Raw genomic sequence first — 15,097 nt, 5'->3', positions numbered from 1 at the left:
CGCGCAGACGGCCAGATAAAGGAATGGGATGCCGATGCTGGGAAAGATTTTCCCCGAACTGAATAAGGAGCGGAAGAAGGACATCGGCTCGGCCGTGCGCCTCAAGGAGATGGTCGCTGTCCTGCGCAAGTACGACGTCGTGCGCGGCATGACGCCGGAGAAGCTCCGCCACATTCTCGAGGACCTCGGGCCGACGTTCGTCAAGCTCGGACAGGTCATGAGCATGCGGCCGGACTTCCTGCCGCAGGAGTACTGCGACGAGCTCATGAAGCTGCAGAATGGCGCAAAGCCTCTGCCGTTTTCGACCATTCTCGAGGTCATCGAGCAGGAGTACAGCCGCCGCTGGAACAAGGTCTTTGCCTCCATTGACGAAGAAGTGCTCGGCTCAGCGTCTATCGCGCAGGTGCACCGCGCCGTGCTCACGACGGGGGAACGCGTCGTCGTGAAGGTGCAGCGGCCGGGCATCTACAAGATCATGGCGCGCGACATGGTGCTCCTGAGGCGCGCCGCGCGTCTCGTGCGCGTCGTGAGCCACTCGCAGGATGTCATCGACTTCGATATGGTGCTCGAGGAGATGTGGGGCATCGCCAAGCAGGAGATGGATTTCCTCATCGAGGCCGACCACATCGAGGAGTTCCGCCATCTGAACCAGGATGAGGCATTCGTGACCTGCCCCAATGTCTACCGCAATCTCACGACGCAGCACATCCTCGTCATGGAGTATGTCGATGGCGTGCGCATCGACGATTTCGATGGGCTGCGGGCGCGCGGCGTCGATATCACGCTGCTCGGGCGCAGGCTCGGCGAGAACTATGTCAAGCAGATCATCGAGGACGGCTATTTCCATGCCGATCCGCACCCCGGAAATATCTGGGTGCGCGGCGGCAGGATCGTCTGGCTCGACCTCGGCATGATGGGCCGTCTGAGCAACCGCGACCGCACGGCCATCCGCAAGGCGGTCATCGCGCTCGCGAACCACGATACCTTTGAGATGAAGACCGCGGTGCTCGCGCTCGGCGTGCCGCGCGGCCACATCAACCACACGGCGCTCTACCAGGACATCGACGCGCTCATGGCGCAGTACAGCACGCTCGATTTCCGCGACCTCAAGATGGGCGTGCTCACACGGCAGATCATGAACATCCTGCGCGTGCACCACATCGCCTGCCCGCAGGGGCTTTCGATGTTCGCGCGCGGCATCCTGACCATCGAGGGCGTCATGCGCCTCGTCTGCCCGAAGGTCAGCTTCGTCGAGATTTTCGCGAAGAGCCTGCAGCTCAATTTCAAGAAGAATTTCGATTGGCGCGACGAGCTTTCCAAGGCGAAGCGCGAGAGCTATCTGCTCATGCGCAAGTCGATGGCGCTGCCGGAGCAGATTTCAGATATCCTCAAGATGACGATGAGCGGTCAGACGAAGGTCAATCTCGATCTCACGGGATCGGAGGAGCCGCTGCGCCATGTCGACAAGATGGTCAACCGCGTCATCGTCGCCGTGCTCTGCGCAGCGCTGCTCCTGGGCTCAAGCACCATCTGCACGACGAATATGACGCCGAAGATCATGGAGATCCCGCTGCTCGGCTTCGTTGGCTATCTCATCGCCTTCGTGCTGAGCATCCGGCTCATCTGGGATATTCACAAAGGAAGATAGGAGAGATGCGACATGCGCGGAGTCCGCGGAGCCATCACGGTAGAGGAAGACAGGAAAGAAGCGATATGGAGCGCCGCTGCGACACTCGTCGAGACGATGCTCAGGGAGAACGGCATCGCGCCGGAGACCATCGGCGCCGCTATCTTCAGTGCGACGGAGGATCTCGTGAGCGCGTTCCCCTCCGCGGGCGTGCGCGCGCGTGTGGCCGGCTTTGACGCTGTGCCGCTTTTCGACGCGCGGCAGCTTGCGATCGAGGGGAGTCTCCCGCACTGCATCCGCGTGCTGCTGCTCGTCGATACGGAAAAAGGCCAGAAGGACATCCGCCACATCTACCTTGGCGGCGCCGCAAAGCTGCGGCCGGATCTCGCAGGCGCGTGAGCGCACGCTGCGGGCGCGTTGGGAACGCTGCCGGAAAGGGAGCTCCGGTGAAGCCCCGCTGCCTGAGATATGGCGAGGTTCAGCGCGTCTTGAATTTCCGCTATACTTTTTCACCCGGCTCATGTATGATAAGAAAGTAGAGTATTTCTGTATTCAGTAAGGGGCGATTTTCTTGAGTAACATTGATACGACCTGTGTGAACGCCATCCGCGTGCTCGCGGCGGATGCCATCCAGAAGGCCAACTCCGGTCATCCGGGACTGCCGCTCGGCAGTGCGCCGATGGCCTACGAGCTTTGGGCGAACCACATGAACCACAACCCGAAGGATCCGAAATGGGAGAACCGCGACCGGTTCATCCTGTCCGGCGGCCACGGCTCGACGCTCCTCTATTCGCTGCTCCATTTCTACGGCTACGGGCTCACGATGGAGGATATGAAGCAGTTCCGCCAGGACGGCTCGCTGACGCCGGGCCATCCTGAGTACGGCCACACGGTCGGCGTCGAGGCGACGACAGGGCCGCTGGGCGCCGGCATGGGCATGGCGGTCGGCATGGCGATGGCGGAGGCGCATCTCGCGGCTGTATTCAACAAGCCGGGCTATGAGATCGTCGACCACTACACGTTCGCGCTCGGCGGCGACGGCTGCATGATGGAGGGCATCTCCTCCGAGGCGTTCTCGCTCGCGGGCACACTCGGCCTCTCGAAGCTCATCATCCTCTACGACTCCAACAACATCTCCATCGAGGGCGATACGGACATCGCATTCCGCGAGGATGTGCAGGCGCGCATGCGTGCGTTCGGCTTCCAGACGATCACGGTCGAGGACGGCAACGACCTCGCAGCCATCGGCAAGGCCATCGAGGAGGCCAAGGCTGACAAGGAGCATCCGTCGTTCATCACGGTCAAGACACAGATCGGCTACGGCTGCCCCGCGAAGCAGGGCAAGGCCAGCGCGCACGGCGAACCGCTCGGCGAGGAGAACGTCAAGGCACTCAAAGAGAACCTCGGCTGGCCGGAGCCTGACACCTCGTTCCATATTCCGCAGGAGGTCTATGACCATTATGCGGAGCTTGCGAAAAAAGGCGCGACTGCAGAGACGGCATGGGAGAAACTCTTTGCGGATTACTGCGCGAAGTTCCCCGAGCAGAAGAAGCTCTGGGATGCGTTCCATGCGCCGGTGGATGCCGCAGCACTCGACCGGGACGAAAAGTTCTGGGCGAAGGCGGAGAAACCCATCGCGACGCGCGCGGCCTCTGGCAACGTGCTCCAGTACATCAAGGATCTCGTGCCGCAGCTCATCGGCGGCAGCGCAGATCTCGCGCCGTCGAACAAGACGGAGATGAAGGGCGAGGGCGACTTCAGCAAGGAGAACTACGCGGGCCGCAACCTCCATTTCGGCGTGCGAGAGCTCGCGATGGCGGCGATTGCGAACGGCATCGCGCTGCACGGCGGCCTGCGCCCCTACGTCGCGACGTTCTTCGTCTTCTCCGACTACATGAAGCCGATGGTCCGTCTCGCGGCGCTCATGAAGATCCCGACGACGTACGTGCTCACGCATGACAGCATCGGCGTAGGCGAGGATGGCCCGACGCACGAGCCGGTCGAGCAGCTCGCCATGTGGCGCGCACTGCCGAACGTCAACGTCTTCCGTCCGGCGGATGTCACGGAGACGGAGGCCGGCTGGTACCTCGCGCTCACGAGCAAGGAGACGCCGACGCTCCTCGTGCTCACGCGTCAGGGACTGCCGCAGCTCGCTGGTTCCTCGAAGGAGGCACTCAAGGGCGCGTACATCGTTTCCGAGGCGAAGGACAAGGACAATCTCGAAGGCATCCTCATCGCCACGGGCTCAGAGGTTGCGCTCGCCATCGAGGCTCAGGCGGAGCTTGCGGCGCAGGGCCGCTCCATCCGCGTTGTCTCGATGCCGTGCATGGATCTCTTCGCTAAGCAGAGCGATGCCTACAAAGAGAGCATCCTGCCGAGCGATGTCCGCGCGCGTGTAGCGGTCGAGGCGGCCATGCCGTTCGGCTGGGGCGACTACGTCGGTCTCGACGGTGCGACCGTCGCAATGCCGGGCTTCGGTGCTTCGGCGCCGGGCGGCGTGCTCTTCAAGAAATTCGGCTTCACGAAGGAGCACGTCGTCGAGACGATGCTCCGTGTGTTGGCAAAAGTGAAATAAAGTTAGATGGCATATCTTTCTCTCGCGGAGAAGGGGGCTGTCCTGCAAAACGGTCCGATGCAGAGGCATCGGGCCGTTTTGTCATACTGAGCAGAAGGATTGACGACAGTGCGATGATGTGGCAGGGAAAAAGATAGCGGAAAGAGAAGAGGGAATTTCGTAAAATATGTGCATGATCAAAGTCGAAATGTCTTTCCTGTATGGATAAAATACTTGATGTCAATGGAGAAATAGAAAAAGAAACGCTAGACAGCGTGTATTTAGAAAAACTTGATAAATTAAGTGTTGACATTGTTTTTTGCCGATGATAGTATGTAGAAGTGCCTGACAGGAGAGCACGACTTCAGGACGAGGGAGTGAAGGAAATGGCACTGGAGCATTTGAAGGATGCCGCGCGTGTCATCGGACTCAAGCAGGTCAGGAAGGCCGTGCAGGGCGGTAGAGCCGCTGCTGTATTCCTCGCGGACGATGCAGATGCGCGCATCACGGCGCCGCTTGCCGAGCTTTGCGAGGCGCAGGATGTCCCTGTGGAACGCGTCGCTTCCATGGCGGAACTCGGCAAAGCCTGCGGCATCGACGTGGGAGCTGCGGCGGTAGCGCTCACGCAGGAATCTCGTTAGAAACTTGCGGTATTGCCGTGAGTTTTCATAAATAATAAATTCTAAAATGAAGGAAGGAGGTGCATGTATGCCTACTATCAACCAGTTAGTCCGTAAAAGCAGAAAGAGCATGCAGGAGAAATCCACAGCACCAGCACTGAAAAATTGCCCGCAGAAGCGCGGCGTTTGCACGCGTGTCTACACGACGACGCCGAAGAAACCAAACTCTGCACTGCGTAAGGTCGCTCGTGTTCGTCTGACGAACAGCATCGAGGTGACTGCATACATTCCTGGCATTGGTCATAATCTCCAGGAGCATAGTGTTGTTCTGATCCGCGGCGGTCGTGTCAAGGACCTCCCGGGTGTCCGCTACCACATCATCCGTGGTTCGCTCGATACGGCAGGCGTTCAGGATCGCGGCCAGGCCCGCTCCAAGTACGGCGCCAAGAAAGCGAAAGCAAAGAAAAAATAACACCAGCTCGCGAGAGACTATGAGAAGGAGGTAAAACAATGCCAAGAAAAGGTTCCGTACCGAAGCGTGACGTACTGCCGGATCCGGTGTACCACAACAAGACGGTTACGAAATTCATCAACAAAGTGATGCTCTCCGGCAAGAAGAGCGTTGCCGAGCGCGTCGTCTACGATGCTTTCGAGACGATTCGCGCGAAGACGGGCAAGGATCCGCTCGAGGTTTTCGAGACGGCTCTGAAGAACGTCATGCCGGTTCTCGAGGTTCGCGCACGCCGCGTCGGCGGTGCAAACTACCAGGTGCCGGTCGAGGTTCGTCCGGACCGCCGCATGACGCTCGGCATCCGCTGGCTCGTCGGCTATGCGCGCCTGCGCGGCGAAAAGACCATGGAAGAGCGCCTCTCCGGCGAGCTCATGGACGCAGCCAATAACACGGGCGCAGCAATCAAGAAGAAGGAAGATACGCATAAGATGGCAGAGGCCAACAAGGCATTTGCACATTATCGCTGGTAATCTTTTCTACTATATAAGATAAGGAGCGATAGTAAAAGTGGCAAGAGAGTATTCCCTTGAGAAAACGCGTAATATCGGTATCATGGCTCACATCGATGCCGGTAAGACGACGACTACTGAGCGTATCCTCTTCTACACGGGTGTCAACCACAAGATTGGTGAGGTTCATGATGGTGCGGCTACGATGGACTGGATGGTCCAGGAGCAGGAGCGCGGCATCACGATCACGTCGGCTGCGACGACCTGCCATTGGAAGGACCATCGTATCAACATCATTGATACGCCGGGCCATGTGGACTTTACGGTAGAAGTTGAGCGCTCCCTGCGCGTCCTCGATGGCGCTGTGACAGTTCTGACTGCCCGCGGCGGTGTCGAGCCTCAGACGGAGACCGTATGGCGCCAGGCTGAGAAATACAACGTTCCGCGTATGGCGTATGTCAACAAGATGGACATCACCGGCGCAGATTTTTACAACGTCGTCAAGATGATGCATGAGCGCCTCCAGGCGAACGCGGTTCCCATCCAGTTGCCGATCGGCGCTGAGGATACGTTCAAGGGCATCATCGATCTCATCAAGATGGAAGCCATCGTCTATGAGGACGATCTCGGCAAGGTCGAGGATGAGGTCGCTATCCCTGACGACATGAAGGATCAGGCGGAGGAGTATCGCGAGAAGCTGCTCGAGGCCTGCTCCGAACAGGACGACGAGTTCATGGAGAAGTACCTCGGCGGCGAGGAGATCACCGAGGATGACATCAAAAAGGTCATCCGCAAGGCGACGGTCACCTGCCAGATGGTTCCCGTGACCTGCGGCACGTCCTACCGCAACAAGGGCGTGCAGCCCCTGCTCGACGCCATCGTCGACTTCATGCCGGCACCGACGGATATCCCGCCGATCGCTGGTGTCGATCCTGAGACGGGCGAGGAGGATCACCGTCCTTCGAGCGATGATGAGCCGTTCGCGGCACTCGCGTTCAAGATCATGACGGATCCGTTCGTCGGCAAGCTCGCGTTCTTCCGCGTCTACTCCGGTACGCTCGACGCTGGCTCCTACGTCTACAACTCGACGAAGGGCAAGAAAGAGCGCATCGGCCGTATCCTGCAGATGCACGCAAACCACCGCAAGGAAATCGAGAAGGTCTACAGCGGCGACATTGCCGCGGCTGTCGGCCTCAAGGATACGACGACAGGCGACACGCTCTGCGATGAAGAGCATCCGATCATCCTCGAGTCGATGGAGTTCCCGGATCCGGTTATCTCCGTCGCTGTCGAGCCGGCAACGAAGAACGACCAGCAGAAGATGGGCGTCGCGTTGCAGAAGCTCGCAGAAGAGGATCCGACGTTCCGCGTCCGCACGGACGAGGAGACGGGCCAGACGATCATCTCCGGCATGGGCGAGCTTCATCTGCAGATCATCGTCGACCGCATGCTGCGTGAGTTCCACGTAGACTGCAAGGTCGGTGAGCCGCAGGTCGCTTACCGCGAGACGATCCGCAAGACCGTCGAGGCGGAAGGCAAGTTCGTCCGCCAGTCCGGCGGTCACGGCCAGTACGGTCACTGCTGGCTCAAGCTCGAGCCGCAGGAGCCGGGCGAGGGCTTCGCTTTCGAGAACAAGGTCGTCGGCGGTGCCATTCCGAAAGAATTCATCAAGCCGGTCGAGGACGGTGTCCGTCAGGCCATGGAGTCCGGTGTTGTCGCTGGTTATCCGATGGTCGACATCAAGGCAACGGTCTTCGATGGTTCCTTCCACGAGGTCGACTCCTCGGAGGCAGCCTTCAAGGTGGCAGGTTCCATGGCATTCAAGAATGGTGCAGAAAAGGCAAATCCGGTTCTTCTCGAGCCGTATGTCAAAGTCGAAGTCACGGTTCCGGAGGAGTACATGGGCGACGTCATCGGCGACCTCAACTCCCGCCGCGGCCGCATCGAGGGCATGGAAGCACGCAATGGCGCTCAGGTCATCAACGGCTTTGTTCCGCTCTCCGAGATGTTCGGCTATTCGACGGATTTGCGTTCCAAGACTCAGGGCCGAGGGAACTACAGCATGGAAGTTGCATACTATGATGAAGTTCCTAAGAATATTGCCGATCAGATTGTTGCCAAGAACAAAGGCGAATAAGGGAGGAAAACACAACAATGGCTAAAGAAAAGTTTGAGAGAACCAAACCGCATGTCAACATCGGTACGATTGGTCACGTCGACCACGGCAAGACGACGCTGACGGCTGCGATCACGAAAGTTCTTTCCCAGACGGAAGGCTGCAAGGCTTCCTTCGAGGATTACGCTGATATCGATAAGGCTCCGGAGGAGCGCGAGCGCGGTATCACGATCAACACGGCTCACGTTGAGTACGAGACGAAGAAGCGTCACTATGCGCACGTCGACTGCCCGGGCCATGCTGACTATGTCAAGAACATGATCACCGGCGCTGCTCAGATGGATGGCGCGATCCTCGTCGTCTCCGCTGCAGATGGCCCGATGCCGCAGACGCGTGAGCACATCCTGCTCGCTCGCCAGGTCGGTGTGCCGGCAATCGTTGTCTTCCTCAACAAGGTCGACCAGGTCGACGATCCCGAGCTCCTCGAGCTCGTCGAGATGGAAGTCCGCGAGCTTCTCTCGAGCTATGACTTCCCGGGCGATGACATTCCGGTCGTCGCCGGCTCCGCTCTCAAAGCCCTCGAAGGCGATGCTGAGCAGCAGAAGAAGATCCTCGAGCTCATGGACGCTGTCGATGAGTACATCCCGACGCCGGAGCGCGACACGGACAAGCCGTTCCTCATGCCGGTCGAGGATGTCTTCACGATCACGGGCCGCGGCACGGTCGCAACGGGCCGTGTTGAGCGTGGTGAGCTGAAGCTCAACGACACGGTTGAAATCGTCGGCCTCCAGGATGAGCCGAAGCAGACGGTTGTCACGGGCATCGAGATGTTCCGCAAGATGCTCGACACGGCAGTCGCTGGCGATAACATCGGTGCGCTGCTCCGCGGTATCGACCGCAAGGAGATCGAGCGTGGCCAGGTTCTCGCAAAGCCGGGCACGATTCATCCGCACACGAAGTTCAAGGCTCAGGTCTACGTCCTCACGAAAGAAGAGGGTGGCCGTCATACGCCGTTCTTCTCCAACTATCGTCCGCAGTTCTACTTCCGCACGACGGACGTCACGGGCGTCATCAAACTGCCGGAGGGCACGGAGATGGTTATGCCTGGCGATAACGTCGAGATGGAAGTCGAGCTCATCACGCCAATCGCTATCGAGAAGGGCCTCCGCTTCGCTATCCGCGAGGGTGGCCACACGGTTGGCGCTGGTCGTGTCACGGAGATCGAAGGCTAATCCAATCTAAAAAGTATCCTTTAGGTAAGAGCGGCGCTCGCGTCGCTCTTATTTCAAGGGTATTTTTCAATAATACCCCCCATGCGATGACGTGGCAGATGGCTCGGCCTGACCGAGGGAACTGCTACGGAGAAATGTTTGGGCCAAGAGTCTGGACGATAAGGAGGAAAATGAATTGTCGAAGAATCAGAAAATCAGAATCCGTTTGAAGGCTTATGACCACAAAGCCCTCGACCAGAGTGCAGTGAAGATTGTTGACACTGCAAAGAAGACGGGTGCCATGGTATCCGGTCCGATTCCTCTCCCGACGGAAAAGAACATCTACACGATTCTGCGCTCCCCGCATGTCAACAAGGACAGCCGTGAGCAGTTCGAGATGCGCACGCACAAGCGCCTCATCGACATCCTGCAGCCGACGAACAAGACGGTGGATGCACTCATGCGCCTTGACCTGCCGGCAGGCGTGGACATCGAAATCAAACTCTGATCCGAGGAGGTGGAATGAATGTCAAAAGCTATTTTAGGTAGAAAACTTGGTATGACCCAGATCTTCACGGAGGAAGGCAAAGTCGTTCCCGTTACGGTCGTCGAGTCCGGCAACAACGTCGTGCTCCAGAACAAGACGGTGGAAAACGATGGCTACAACGCCGTCCAGCTTGGCTTCGGTGAAGTGAAGGAAAAGAATGTAAACAAGCCGCAGAAAGGTCATTTCGCGAAAGCGGGCGTCAGCCCTGTGAAATTCATCCGTGAAATGAGACTCGCGGATGCTTCGGAATACAAGGTCGGGGACAGCCTCGGCGTTGATATATTTGCTGCTGGAGAGCTCGTTGATGTTGTCGGTACTTCCAAGGGCAAAGGCTTTGCCGGCGGTATCAAGCGTCACAACTTCGCTCGCGGCCCCATGGGCCACGGCTCCAAATCCCATCGTGAGCCCGGTTCCACGGGTGCGATGATCTCCGGTCCTGGCGGACGCGTCCTCAAGGGCAAGAAACTGCCGGGCCGCATGGGTGGCGAGCGCGTTACGGTGCAGCGCCTCACGGTCGTCCGTGTCGATGCTGACCGCAACCTCATCCTCATCAAGGGTGCCATCCCGGGGCCGAAGAAGGGCTTCGTCGTGATCAAAGACACCGTAAAGCCTGGCAAGCAGGCGAAAAACTAATTTGGAAGGAGGATAACCAACATTATGGCTACAGTAGCAGTTTTTGACATCGCGAACAACAAGGTTGGCGATATTGAGTTGAATGAAAGCATCTTCGGCGTTGAGATGAACGCAGGTCTTCTCCACCAGGCCGTTTTGATGCAGCTCGCTGCCCAGCGTCTCGGCACGCATGCAACGAAGACGCGCGGTTTCGTCCGCGGCGGCGGCCGCAAGCCCTGGAAGCAGAAGGGCACGGGCCGCGCACGCAGCGGCTCGACGCGTTCCCCGCTGTGGGTCGGCGGCGGCACGGTCTTCGGACCGCATCCGCGCAAGTATGCGTTCAGCATGCCGCGCAAGCAGCGTCGCCTCGCCATCAAGTGCGCGCTCTCTGACAAGGTCAAGAGCGGCGACTTCATCGTCCTCGACAGCCTCGCATTCGACGCGCCGAAGACGAAGCAGGTCGTCAAGCTCCTCGGCGATTTCGGTATTGATGCAAAGGCTCTCTTCATCACGGCTGATGAGGCTGAGAACGTTGAGAAGTCCGCACGCAACATTCAGGGTGTGAAAGCCATCAACACGAATGGACTCAACGTGTTCGATATCCTCAATTCGGACAAGCTGTTCATTACGAAGGATGCCATCACCCGCATCGAGGAGGTATTCGCATAATGGAAGCACGTGATATCCTTATCCGTCCGCTCATCACGGAGCGCACGACGCAGCTCATGGCCGAAGGCAAATACGTCTTCGTTGTTGCGAAAGCAGCCAACAAGATCGAGATCGCCAAGGCGGTTGCGGAAGTCTTCAACGTGAAGGTGGACAAGGTCAATACGGTCAACGTACTTGGCAAAACGAAACGCATGGGCCGCACGTCCGGTAAGCGCCCTGACTATAAAAAGGCCATCGTGAAGCTCGCTGCTGGCGAAAGCATCGAGTTCTTCAAGGCTTAAAACAAGAAAAGGAGGTTAAACAAGTGGCAGTAAAGAGCTTCAAACCATATTCTGCAGGCCGTCGTTTCATGACGGTGGCATCGTTCGACGAGATCACCGCTGACAAGCCTGAAAAGTCCCTGACGGAGCGCCTGATGAAAAAGGGCGGCCGTAACCAGCAGGGCCGTCTGACCGTCCGCCACCAGGGCGGCGGTCACAAGCGCCTCTATCGCGTGATCGACTTCAAGCGCACGAAGGACGGCATCCCCGCCCGCGTCGCGACGATCGAGTACGATCCGAACCGCAGCGCGCGCATCGCGCTCCTCAACTATGTCGATGGCGAGAAACGCTATATCCTCGCGCCGAACGGCCTCAAGGTCGGCGACATGGTCGAGTCCGGCGAGCAGGCTGACATCAAGGTCGGCAACGCGCTCCCGCTCAAAGATATTCCCGTTGGTACGATGGTGCACAATGTCGAGCTCAAGATCGGCAAGGGTGCCCAGCTCGCACGCAGCGCAGGCGCTTCCGCACAGCTCATGGCTAAGGAAGGCAGCTACGCACTCCTCCGTCTCCCGTCCGGCGAGCTCCGCAAGGTGCATGTGAATTGCCGCGCAACGATCGGTGAGGTCGGCAACCTCGAGCATGAGAACATCACGCTCGGTAAGGCAGGCCGCAACCGCTGGCTCGGCGTCCGCCCGGAGAACCGCGGCGTCGCGATGAACCCGAACGACCATCCGCACGGCGGCGGCGAGGGCCGCTCCCCTGTCGGTCGCAAGCACCCTGTTACGAAGTGGGGCAAATGCGCTATGGGCGCCAAGACGCGCCGCAAGAAGGCATCCGACAAGCTCATCGTCAGAGGCCGTACGAAATAATGAGAGACAGCGGGCAGCCGCGTGAAGCTGCCTGACGGAAGGAGGATACATCTTGTCAAGATCGATTAAGAAGGGACCTTTCGTTGCAGAGAGCCTCATGAAGAAAATCACGGCACTCAACGAAGCTAACGATAAAAAAGTGGTGAAGACCTGGTCCAGAAGCTCCACGATTTTCCCGGACTTCGTCGGCCACACCATCGCCGTCCATGACGGCCGCAAGCATGTCCCCGTCTACATCACGGAAGACATGGTCGGCCACAAGCTCGGCGAGTTCGCACCGACGCGCACGTTCAAGGGGCACGGCGGCGAAGAGAGAAAGACCGCGCTCAAGTAATTTTGCGAAAGGAGAATCTTTGTGGAAACAAGAGCAGTTGCTAAATACATTCGCATCACTCCGCGCAAAGTTCGCATTGTCCTGGATCTCATCCGAGGCAAGAACGTGGCAGAGGCATTTGCGATTCTGAAGTTCACGCCGAAAGCCGGCGCGGACGTTGTAGAGAAAGTCCTGCGCTCCGCAGTCGCGAACGCAGAGAACAACTTTGACATGGACGCTGACAAGCTCTTCGTCAAGACGGCATACGCCGATCAGGGCCCGACGCTCAAGCGCATCCATCCGCGTTCCCGTGGACAGGCGTTCAAGATCCTGAAGCGCACGTCCCATGTCACCATCGTCGTAGACGAGAAGAACTGAGAAGGAGGGAAACGGTTTGGGTCAGAAAGTTAATCCGCATGGTATTCGCCTGGGCATCGTCAAGACCTGGGATGCCAAGTGGTATGCTGATAAAGATTTCGCAGAGAACCTGCATGAAGATATTAAGATCCGTGACTATCTGAAGCAGAGCCTTCAGGCAGCCGGCGTTTCGAGGATTGAGACGGAGCGCAGCAAGAACCGTCTCAAGATCACGATCCACACGGCAAAGCCGGGCATGGTCATCGGCCGCGGCGGCTCGGGCATCGAGCAGATCAAGGAAGGCCTCAAGGGCTACACGCAGAAGCGCGTCGACATCAACATCGCCGAGATCAAGCAGCCGGATATGGATGCCACGCTCGTCGCTGAGAACATCGCACAGCAGCTCGAGCGCCGCATCGCGTTCCGCCGCGCAATGAAGCAGGCCGTCGGCCGCACGATGCGCCTCGGTGCCAAGGGCATCAAGGTCGCGCTCGCAGGCCGTCTCGGCGGTGCCGAGATTGCTCGTAAGGAAGCCTATCGCGAGGGCAGCATCCCCCTGCACACGCTCCGCGCCGACATCGACTACGGCACGGCTGAGGCACATACGACGTATGGCCGCATCGGCGTGAAGGTCTGGATCTTCAAGGGCGAGGTTCTTCCGGAAAGAAAGCAGCGCAAGGCTGTAGCTGAAGGGAGCGAAGCTTAATGTTATTACCAAAGAGAGTCAAATACCGCAAGCAGTTCCGCGGCCGCATGAAGGGCAAGGCCCATCGCGGCAACACCGTAAGCCACGGCCAGTATGGTCTCGTCGCTCTTGAACCCGCATGGATCACGAACCGCCAGATCGAGGCAGCTCGTATCGCCATGACGCGTTACATCAAGCGCGGCGGCCAGGTCTGGATCAAGATCTTCCCGGACAAGCCGGTCACGGCGAAGCCGGCAGAGACGCGCATGGGTTCCGGTAAAGGTTCGCCTGAGTACTGGGTCTGCGTCGTCAAGCCGGGCCGCGTCCTCTTCGAGATGGACGGCGTTTCCAAGGAAATCGCACAGGAAGCTATGCGCCTCGCTGGCCACAAGCTCCCGATCAAGACGAAATTTGTCGAGAAAGAAAATCATGCAGAGGGCGGTGAAGTAAATGAAGGCTAAGGAAATTCGCGATCTGAGCGCTGAGGAGCTTAACCAGAAACTTGCTTCGCTCAAAGAAGAGCTTTTCGGCCTCCGCTTCCAGCTTGCTACGGGCCAGCTCGAGAACCCGATGCGTATCAAGGACGTCAAGAAGACGATTGCCCGCATCAAGACAATCCAGCGCGAGAACGAGATGAAGGCTTGATTCAGGCTACGATATGCAAAAGGAAGGAGGCTCTCGAATGAGCGAAAGAAACGTACGCAAGACAAAGGTTGGCAAGGTTGTCAGCGACAAGATGGACAAGACGGTGGTCGTGGCTGTCGAGGAACTCGAGCAGCACAAGCTCTACAAGAAGGCCATCAAGACCACGGTGAAGTTCAAGGCTCACGACGAGAACAACGAGGCGCATGAGGGCGACAAGGTCTCCATCATGGAGACGCGTCCGCTTTCCAAGGACAAGCGCTGGAGAGTTGTCGAAGTCATCGAGCGTGCAAAATAAACCCCAAAACTTGAAGAAGGAGGTCAAACAATGATCCAACAGCAAACTATCCTGCAGGTTGGTGACAACACCGGCGCGAAAGAAATCATGTGCGTCCGCGTGCTTGGCGGCTCCTACCGCAAGTATGCCAACATCGGTGATATCATCGTCGCTGCAGTCAAATCCGCAGCACCTGGCGGCACGGTGAAGAAGGGCGACGTCGTCAAGGCGGTCGTCGTCCGCAGCGTCAAGGGGCTGCGCCGCAGCGATGGCTCTTACATCCGCTTCGATGAGAACGCGGCTGTCCTCATCAAGGACGACAAGACGCCGAGAGGTACGCGTATTTTTGGCCCGGTGGCGAGAGAGCTCCGCGATAAGGACTTCATGAAGATCGTCTCCCTGGCTCCTGAAGTTCTTTGATTGTGAGGAGGTGCTATTTTGTCACTCGTTAAACTGAACGTGAAGAAGGGCGATACGGTCGTCGTATTGTCCGGCAAAGATAAAGGCAAGCAGGGCAAGGTCGTGACGGCCATGCCGAAGAAGGGCAAGGTCATCGTCGAGGGCGTCAACAAGGTCAAGCGCCACACGAAACCGAATGTCAAGGCACCGCAGGGCGGCATCCTCGTGAAGGAAGCTCCGCTCCACGCATGCAAGGTCATGCTCGTCTGCCCCGCCTGCAACAAGCCGACGCGCGTCGGTCATAAGGAAGTCAATGGCAAGAACGTCCGCGTCTGCAAGAAGTGCGGCGAAGTCATCGACGAGACGAAATAAGCGA

21 protein-coding genes are annotated in these 15,097 nt (G+C 58.4%); all 21 read left to right on the top strand.

The window, feature by feature from the left end; genetic code table 11:
* The first annotated feature begins 34 nt into the window (after positions 1-34).
* The 21 genes from F599_RS0102055 (at position 35) to rplX (ending at position 15,093) form a co-directional block, all read left to right on the top strand.
* The gene (locus F599_RS0102055) at positions 35-1,648 is read left to right on the top strand and encodes an ABC1 kinase family protein (protein WP_019541867.1); all 1,614 of its coding nucleotides are present in this window, start codon (positions 35-37) and stop codon (positions 1,646-1,648) included.
* A gap of 12 nt (positions 1,649-1,660) precedes the next feature.
* Positions 1,661-2,026 carry a chorismate mutase gene (gene aroH, locus F599_RS0102050; protein WP_019541866.1) on the top strand — a complete coding sequence of 122 codons (366 nt, stop codon included), beginning with the start codon at positions 1,661-1,663 and terminating at the stop codon, positions 2,024-2,026.
* Between the two features lie 172 nt (positions 2,027-2,198).
* Positions 2,199-4,202 (top strand): transketolase, encoded by a 2,004-nt coding sequence (gene tkt / locus F599_RS0102045; RefSeq protein WP_019541865.1) that lies wholly within the window; start codon positions 2,199-2,201, stop codon positions 4,200-4,202.
* Between the two features lie 365 nt (positions 4,203-4,567).
* Positions 4,568-4,822 carry a L7Ae/L30e/S12e/Gadd45 family ribosomal protein gene (locus F599_RS0102040; RefSeq protein WP_019541864.1) on the top strand — a complete coding sequence of 85 codons (255 nt, stop codon included), beginning with the start codon at positions 4,568-4,570 and terminating at the stop codon, positions 4,820-4,822.
* Between the two features lie 67 nt (positions 4,823-4,889).
* Positions 4,890-5,273, top strand: coding sequence for a 30S ribosomal protein S12 (gene rpsL, locus F599_RS0102035; RefSeq protein WP_019541863.1), 384 nt, complete (start codon positions 4,890-4,892; stop codon positions 5,271-5,273).
* A 38-nt stretch (positions 5,274-5,311) separates the two neighbouring features.
* Positions 5,312-5,782: a 30S ribosomal protein S7 gene (gene rpsG / locus F599_RS0102030; protein WP_019541862.1), complete on the top strand. Its 471-nt coding sequence runs from the start codon at positions 5,312-5,314 to the stop codon at positions 5,780-5,782.
* A gap of 37 nt (positions 5,783-5,819) precedes the next feature.
* Entirely contained in the window at positions 5,820-7,898 is a 2,079-nt protein-coding gene (gene fusA / locus F599_RS0102025; RefSeq protein ID WP_020700448.1) for an elongation factor G, read from the top strand.
* Positions 7,899-7,915: 17 nt separating this feature from the next.
* Entirely contained in the window at positions 7,916-9,109 is a 1,194-nt protein-coding gene (gene tuf, locus F599_RS0102020; protein WP_019541860.1) for an elongation factor Tu, read from the top strand.
* Between the two features lie 175 nt (positions 9,110-9,284).
* On the top strand, positions 9,285-9,596 hold the full coding sequence (gene rpsJ, locus F599_RS0102015) for a 30S ribosomal protein S10 (RefSeq protein WP_014423834.1): 312 nt from the start codon (positions 9,285-9,287) through the stop codon (positions 9,594-9,596).
* Positions 9,597-9,614: 18 nt separating this feature from the next.
* Entirely contained in the window at positions 9,615-10,268 is a 654-nt protein-coding gene (gene rplC, locus F599_RS0102010; protein ID WP_019541859.1) for a 50S ribosomal protein L3, read from the top strand.
* Between the two features lie 24 nt (positions 10,269-10,292).
* Complete coding sequence (rplD, locus tag F599_RS0102005) at positions 10,293-10,916, top strand: 50S ribosomal protein L4 (protein WP_019541858.1); 624 nt, start codon at positions 10,293-10,295, stop codon at positions 10,914-10,916.
* Positions 10,916-11,197 (top strand): 50S ribosomal protein L23, encoded by a 282-nt coding sequence (rplW, locus tag F599_RS0102000; protein WP_019541857.1) that lies wholly within the window; start codon positions 10,916-10,918, stop codon positions 11,195-11,197. The genes rplD and rplW overlap by 1 nt, the downstream gene beginning before the upstream one ends.
* Before the next feature lie 23 nt (positions 11,198-11,220).
* A complete protein-coding gene (gene rplB, locus F599_RS0101995) occupies positions 11,221-12,048 on the top strand; it encodes a 50S ribosomal protein L2 (protein WP_019541856.1) in 828 nt (275 codons plus the stop codon).
* A gap of 52 nt (positions 12,049-12,100) precedes the next feature.
* The gene (rpsS, locus tag F599_RS0101990; RefSeq protein WP_019541855.1) at positions 12,101-12,382 is read left to right on the top strand and encodes a 30S ribosomal protein S19; all 282 of its coding nucleotides are present in this window, start codon (positions 12,101-12,103) and stop codon (positions 12,380-12,382) included.
* Positions 12,383-12,403: 21 nt separating this feature from the next.
* Positions 12,404-12,739, top strand: coding sequence for a 50S ribosomal protein L22 (rplV, locus tag F599_RS0101985; protein WP_019541854.1), 336 nt, complete (start codon positions 12,404-12,406; stop codon positions 12,737-12,739).
* A 16-nt stretch (positions 12,740-12,755) separates the two neighbouring features.
* Entirely contained in the window at positions 12,756-13,424 is a 669-nt protein-coding gene (rpsC, locus tag F599_RS0101980) for a 30S ribosomal protein S3 (protein WP_019541853.1), read from the top strand.
* Positions 13,424-13,864 carry a 50S ribosomal protein L16 gene (gene rplP, locus F599_RS0101975; protein WP_019541852.1) on the top strand — a complete coding sequence of 147 codons (441 nt, stop codon included), beginning with the start codon at positions 13,424-13,426 and terminating at the stop codon, positions 13,862-13,864. The genes rpsC and rplP overlap by 1 nt, the downstream gene beginning before the upstream one ends.
* Positions 13,854-14,048: a 50S ribosomal protein L29 gene (gene rpmC / locus F599_RS0101970; protein WP_019541851.1), complete on the top strand. Its 195-nt coding sequence runs from the start codon at positions 13,854-13,856 to the stop codon at positions 14,046-14,048. The genes rplP and rpmC overlap by 11 nt, the downstream gene beginning before the upstream one ends.
* Before the next feature lie 37 nt (positions 14,049-14,085).
* Positions 14,086-14,343, top strand: coding sequence for a 30S ribosomal protein S17 (gene rpsQ, locus F599_RS0101965; RefSeq protein ID WP_019541850.1), 258 nt, complete (start codon positions 14,086-14,088; stop codon positions 14,341-14,343).
* A gap of 30 nt (positions 14,344-14,373) precedes the next feature.
* Positions 14,374-14,742, top strand: a complete 369-nt coding sequence (rplN, locus tag F599_RS0101960) for a 50S ribosomal protein L14 (protein WP_019541849.1) — start codon at positions 14,374-14,376, stop codon at positions 14,740-14,742.
* An 18-nt stretch (positions 14,743-14,760) separates the two neighbouring features.
* A complete protein-coding gene (rplX, locus tag F599_RS0101955) occupies positions 14,761-15,093 on the top strand; it encodes a 50S ribosomal protein L24 (protein WP_019541848.1) in 333 nt (110 codons plus the stop codon).
* Positions 15,094-15,097 lie beyond the last annotated feature (4 nt).

The organism is Selenomonas bovis DSM 23594, from assembly GCF_000381005.1.
GTDB lineage: Bacteria > Bacillota > Negativicutes > Selenomonadales > Selenomonadaceae > Selenomonas_C > Selenomonas_C bovis.
The sequence above is the reverse complement of the archived record's forward strand: the minus strand, read 5'-3'. Positions and strand labels throughout refer to the sequence as shown.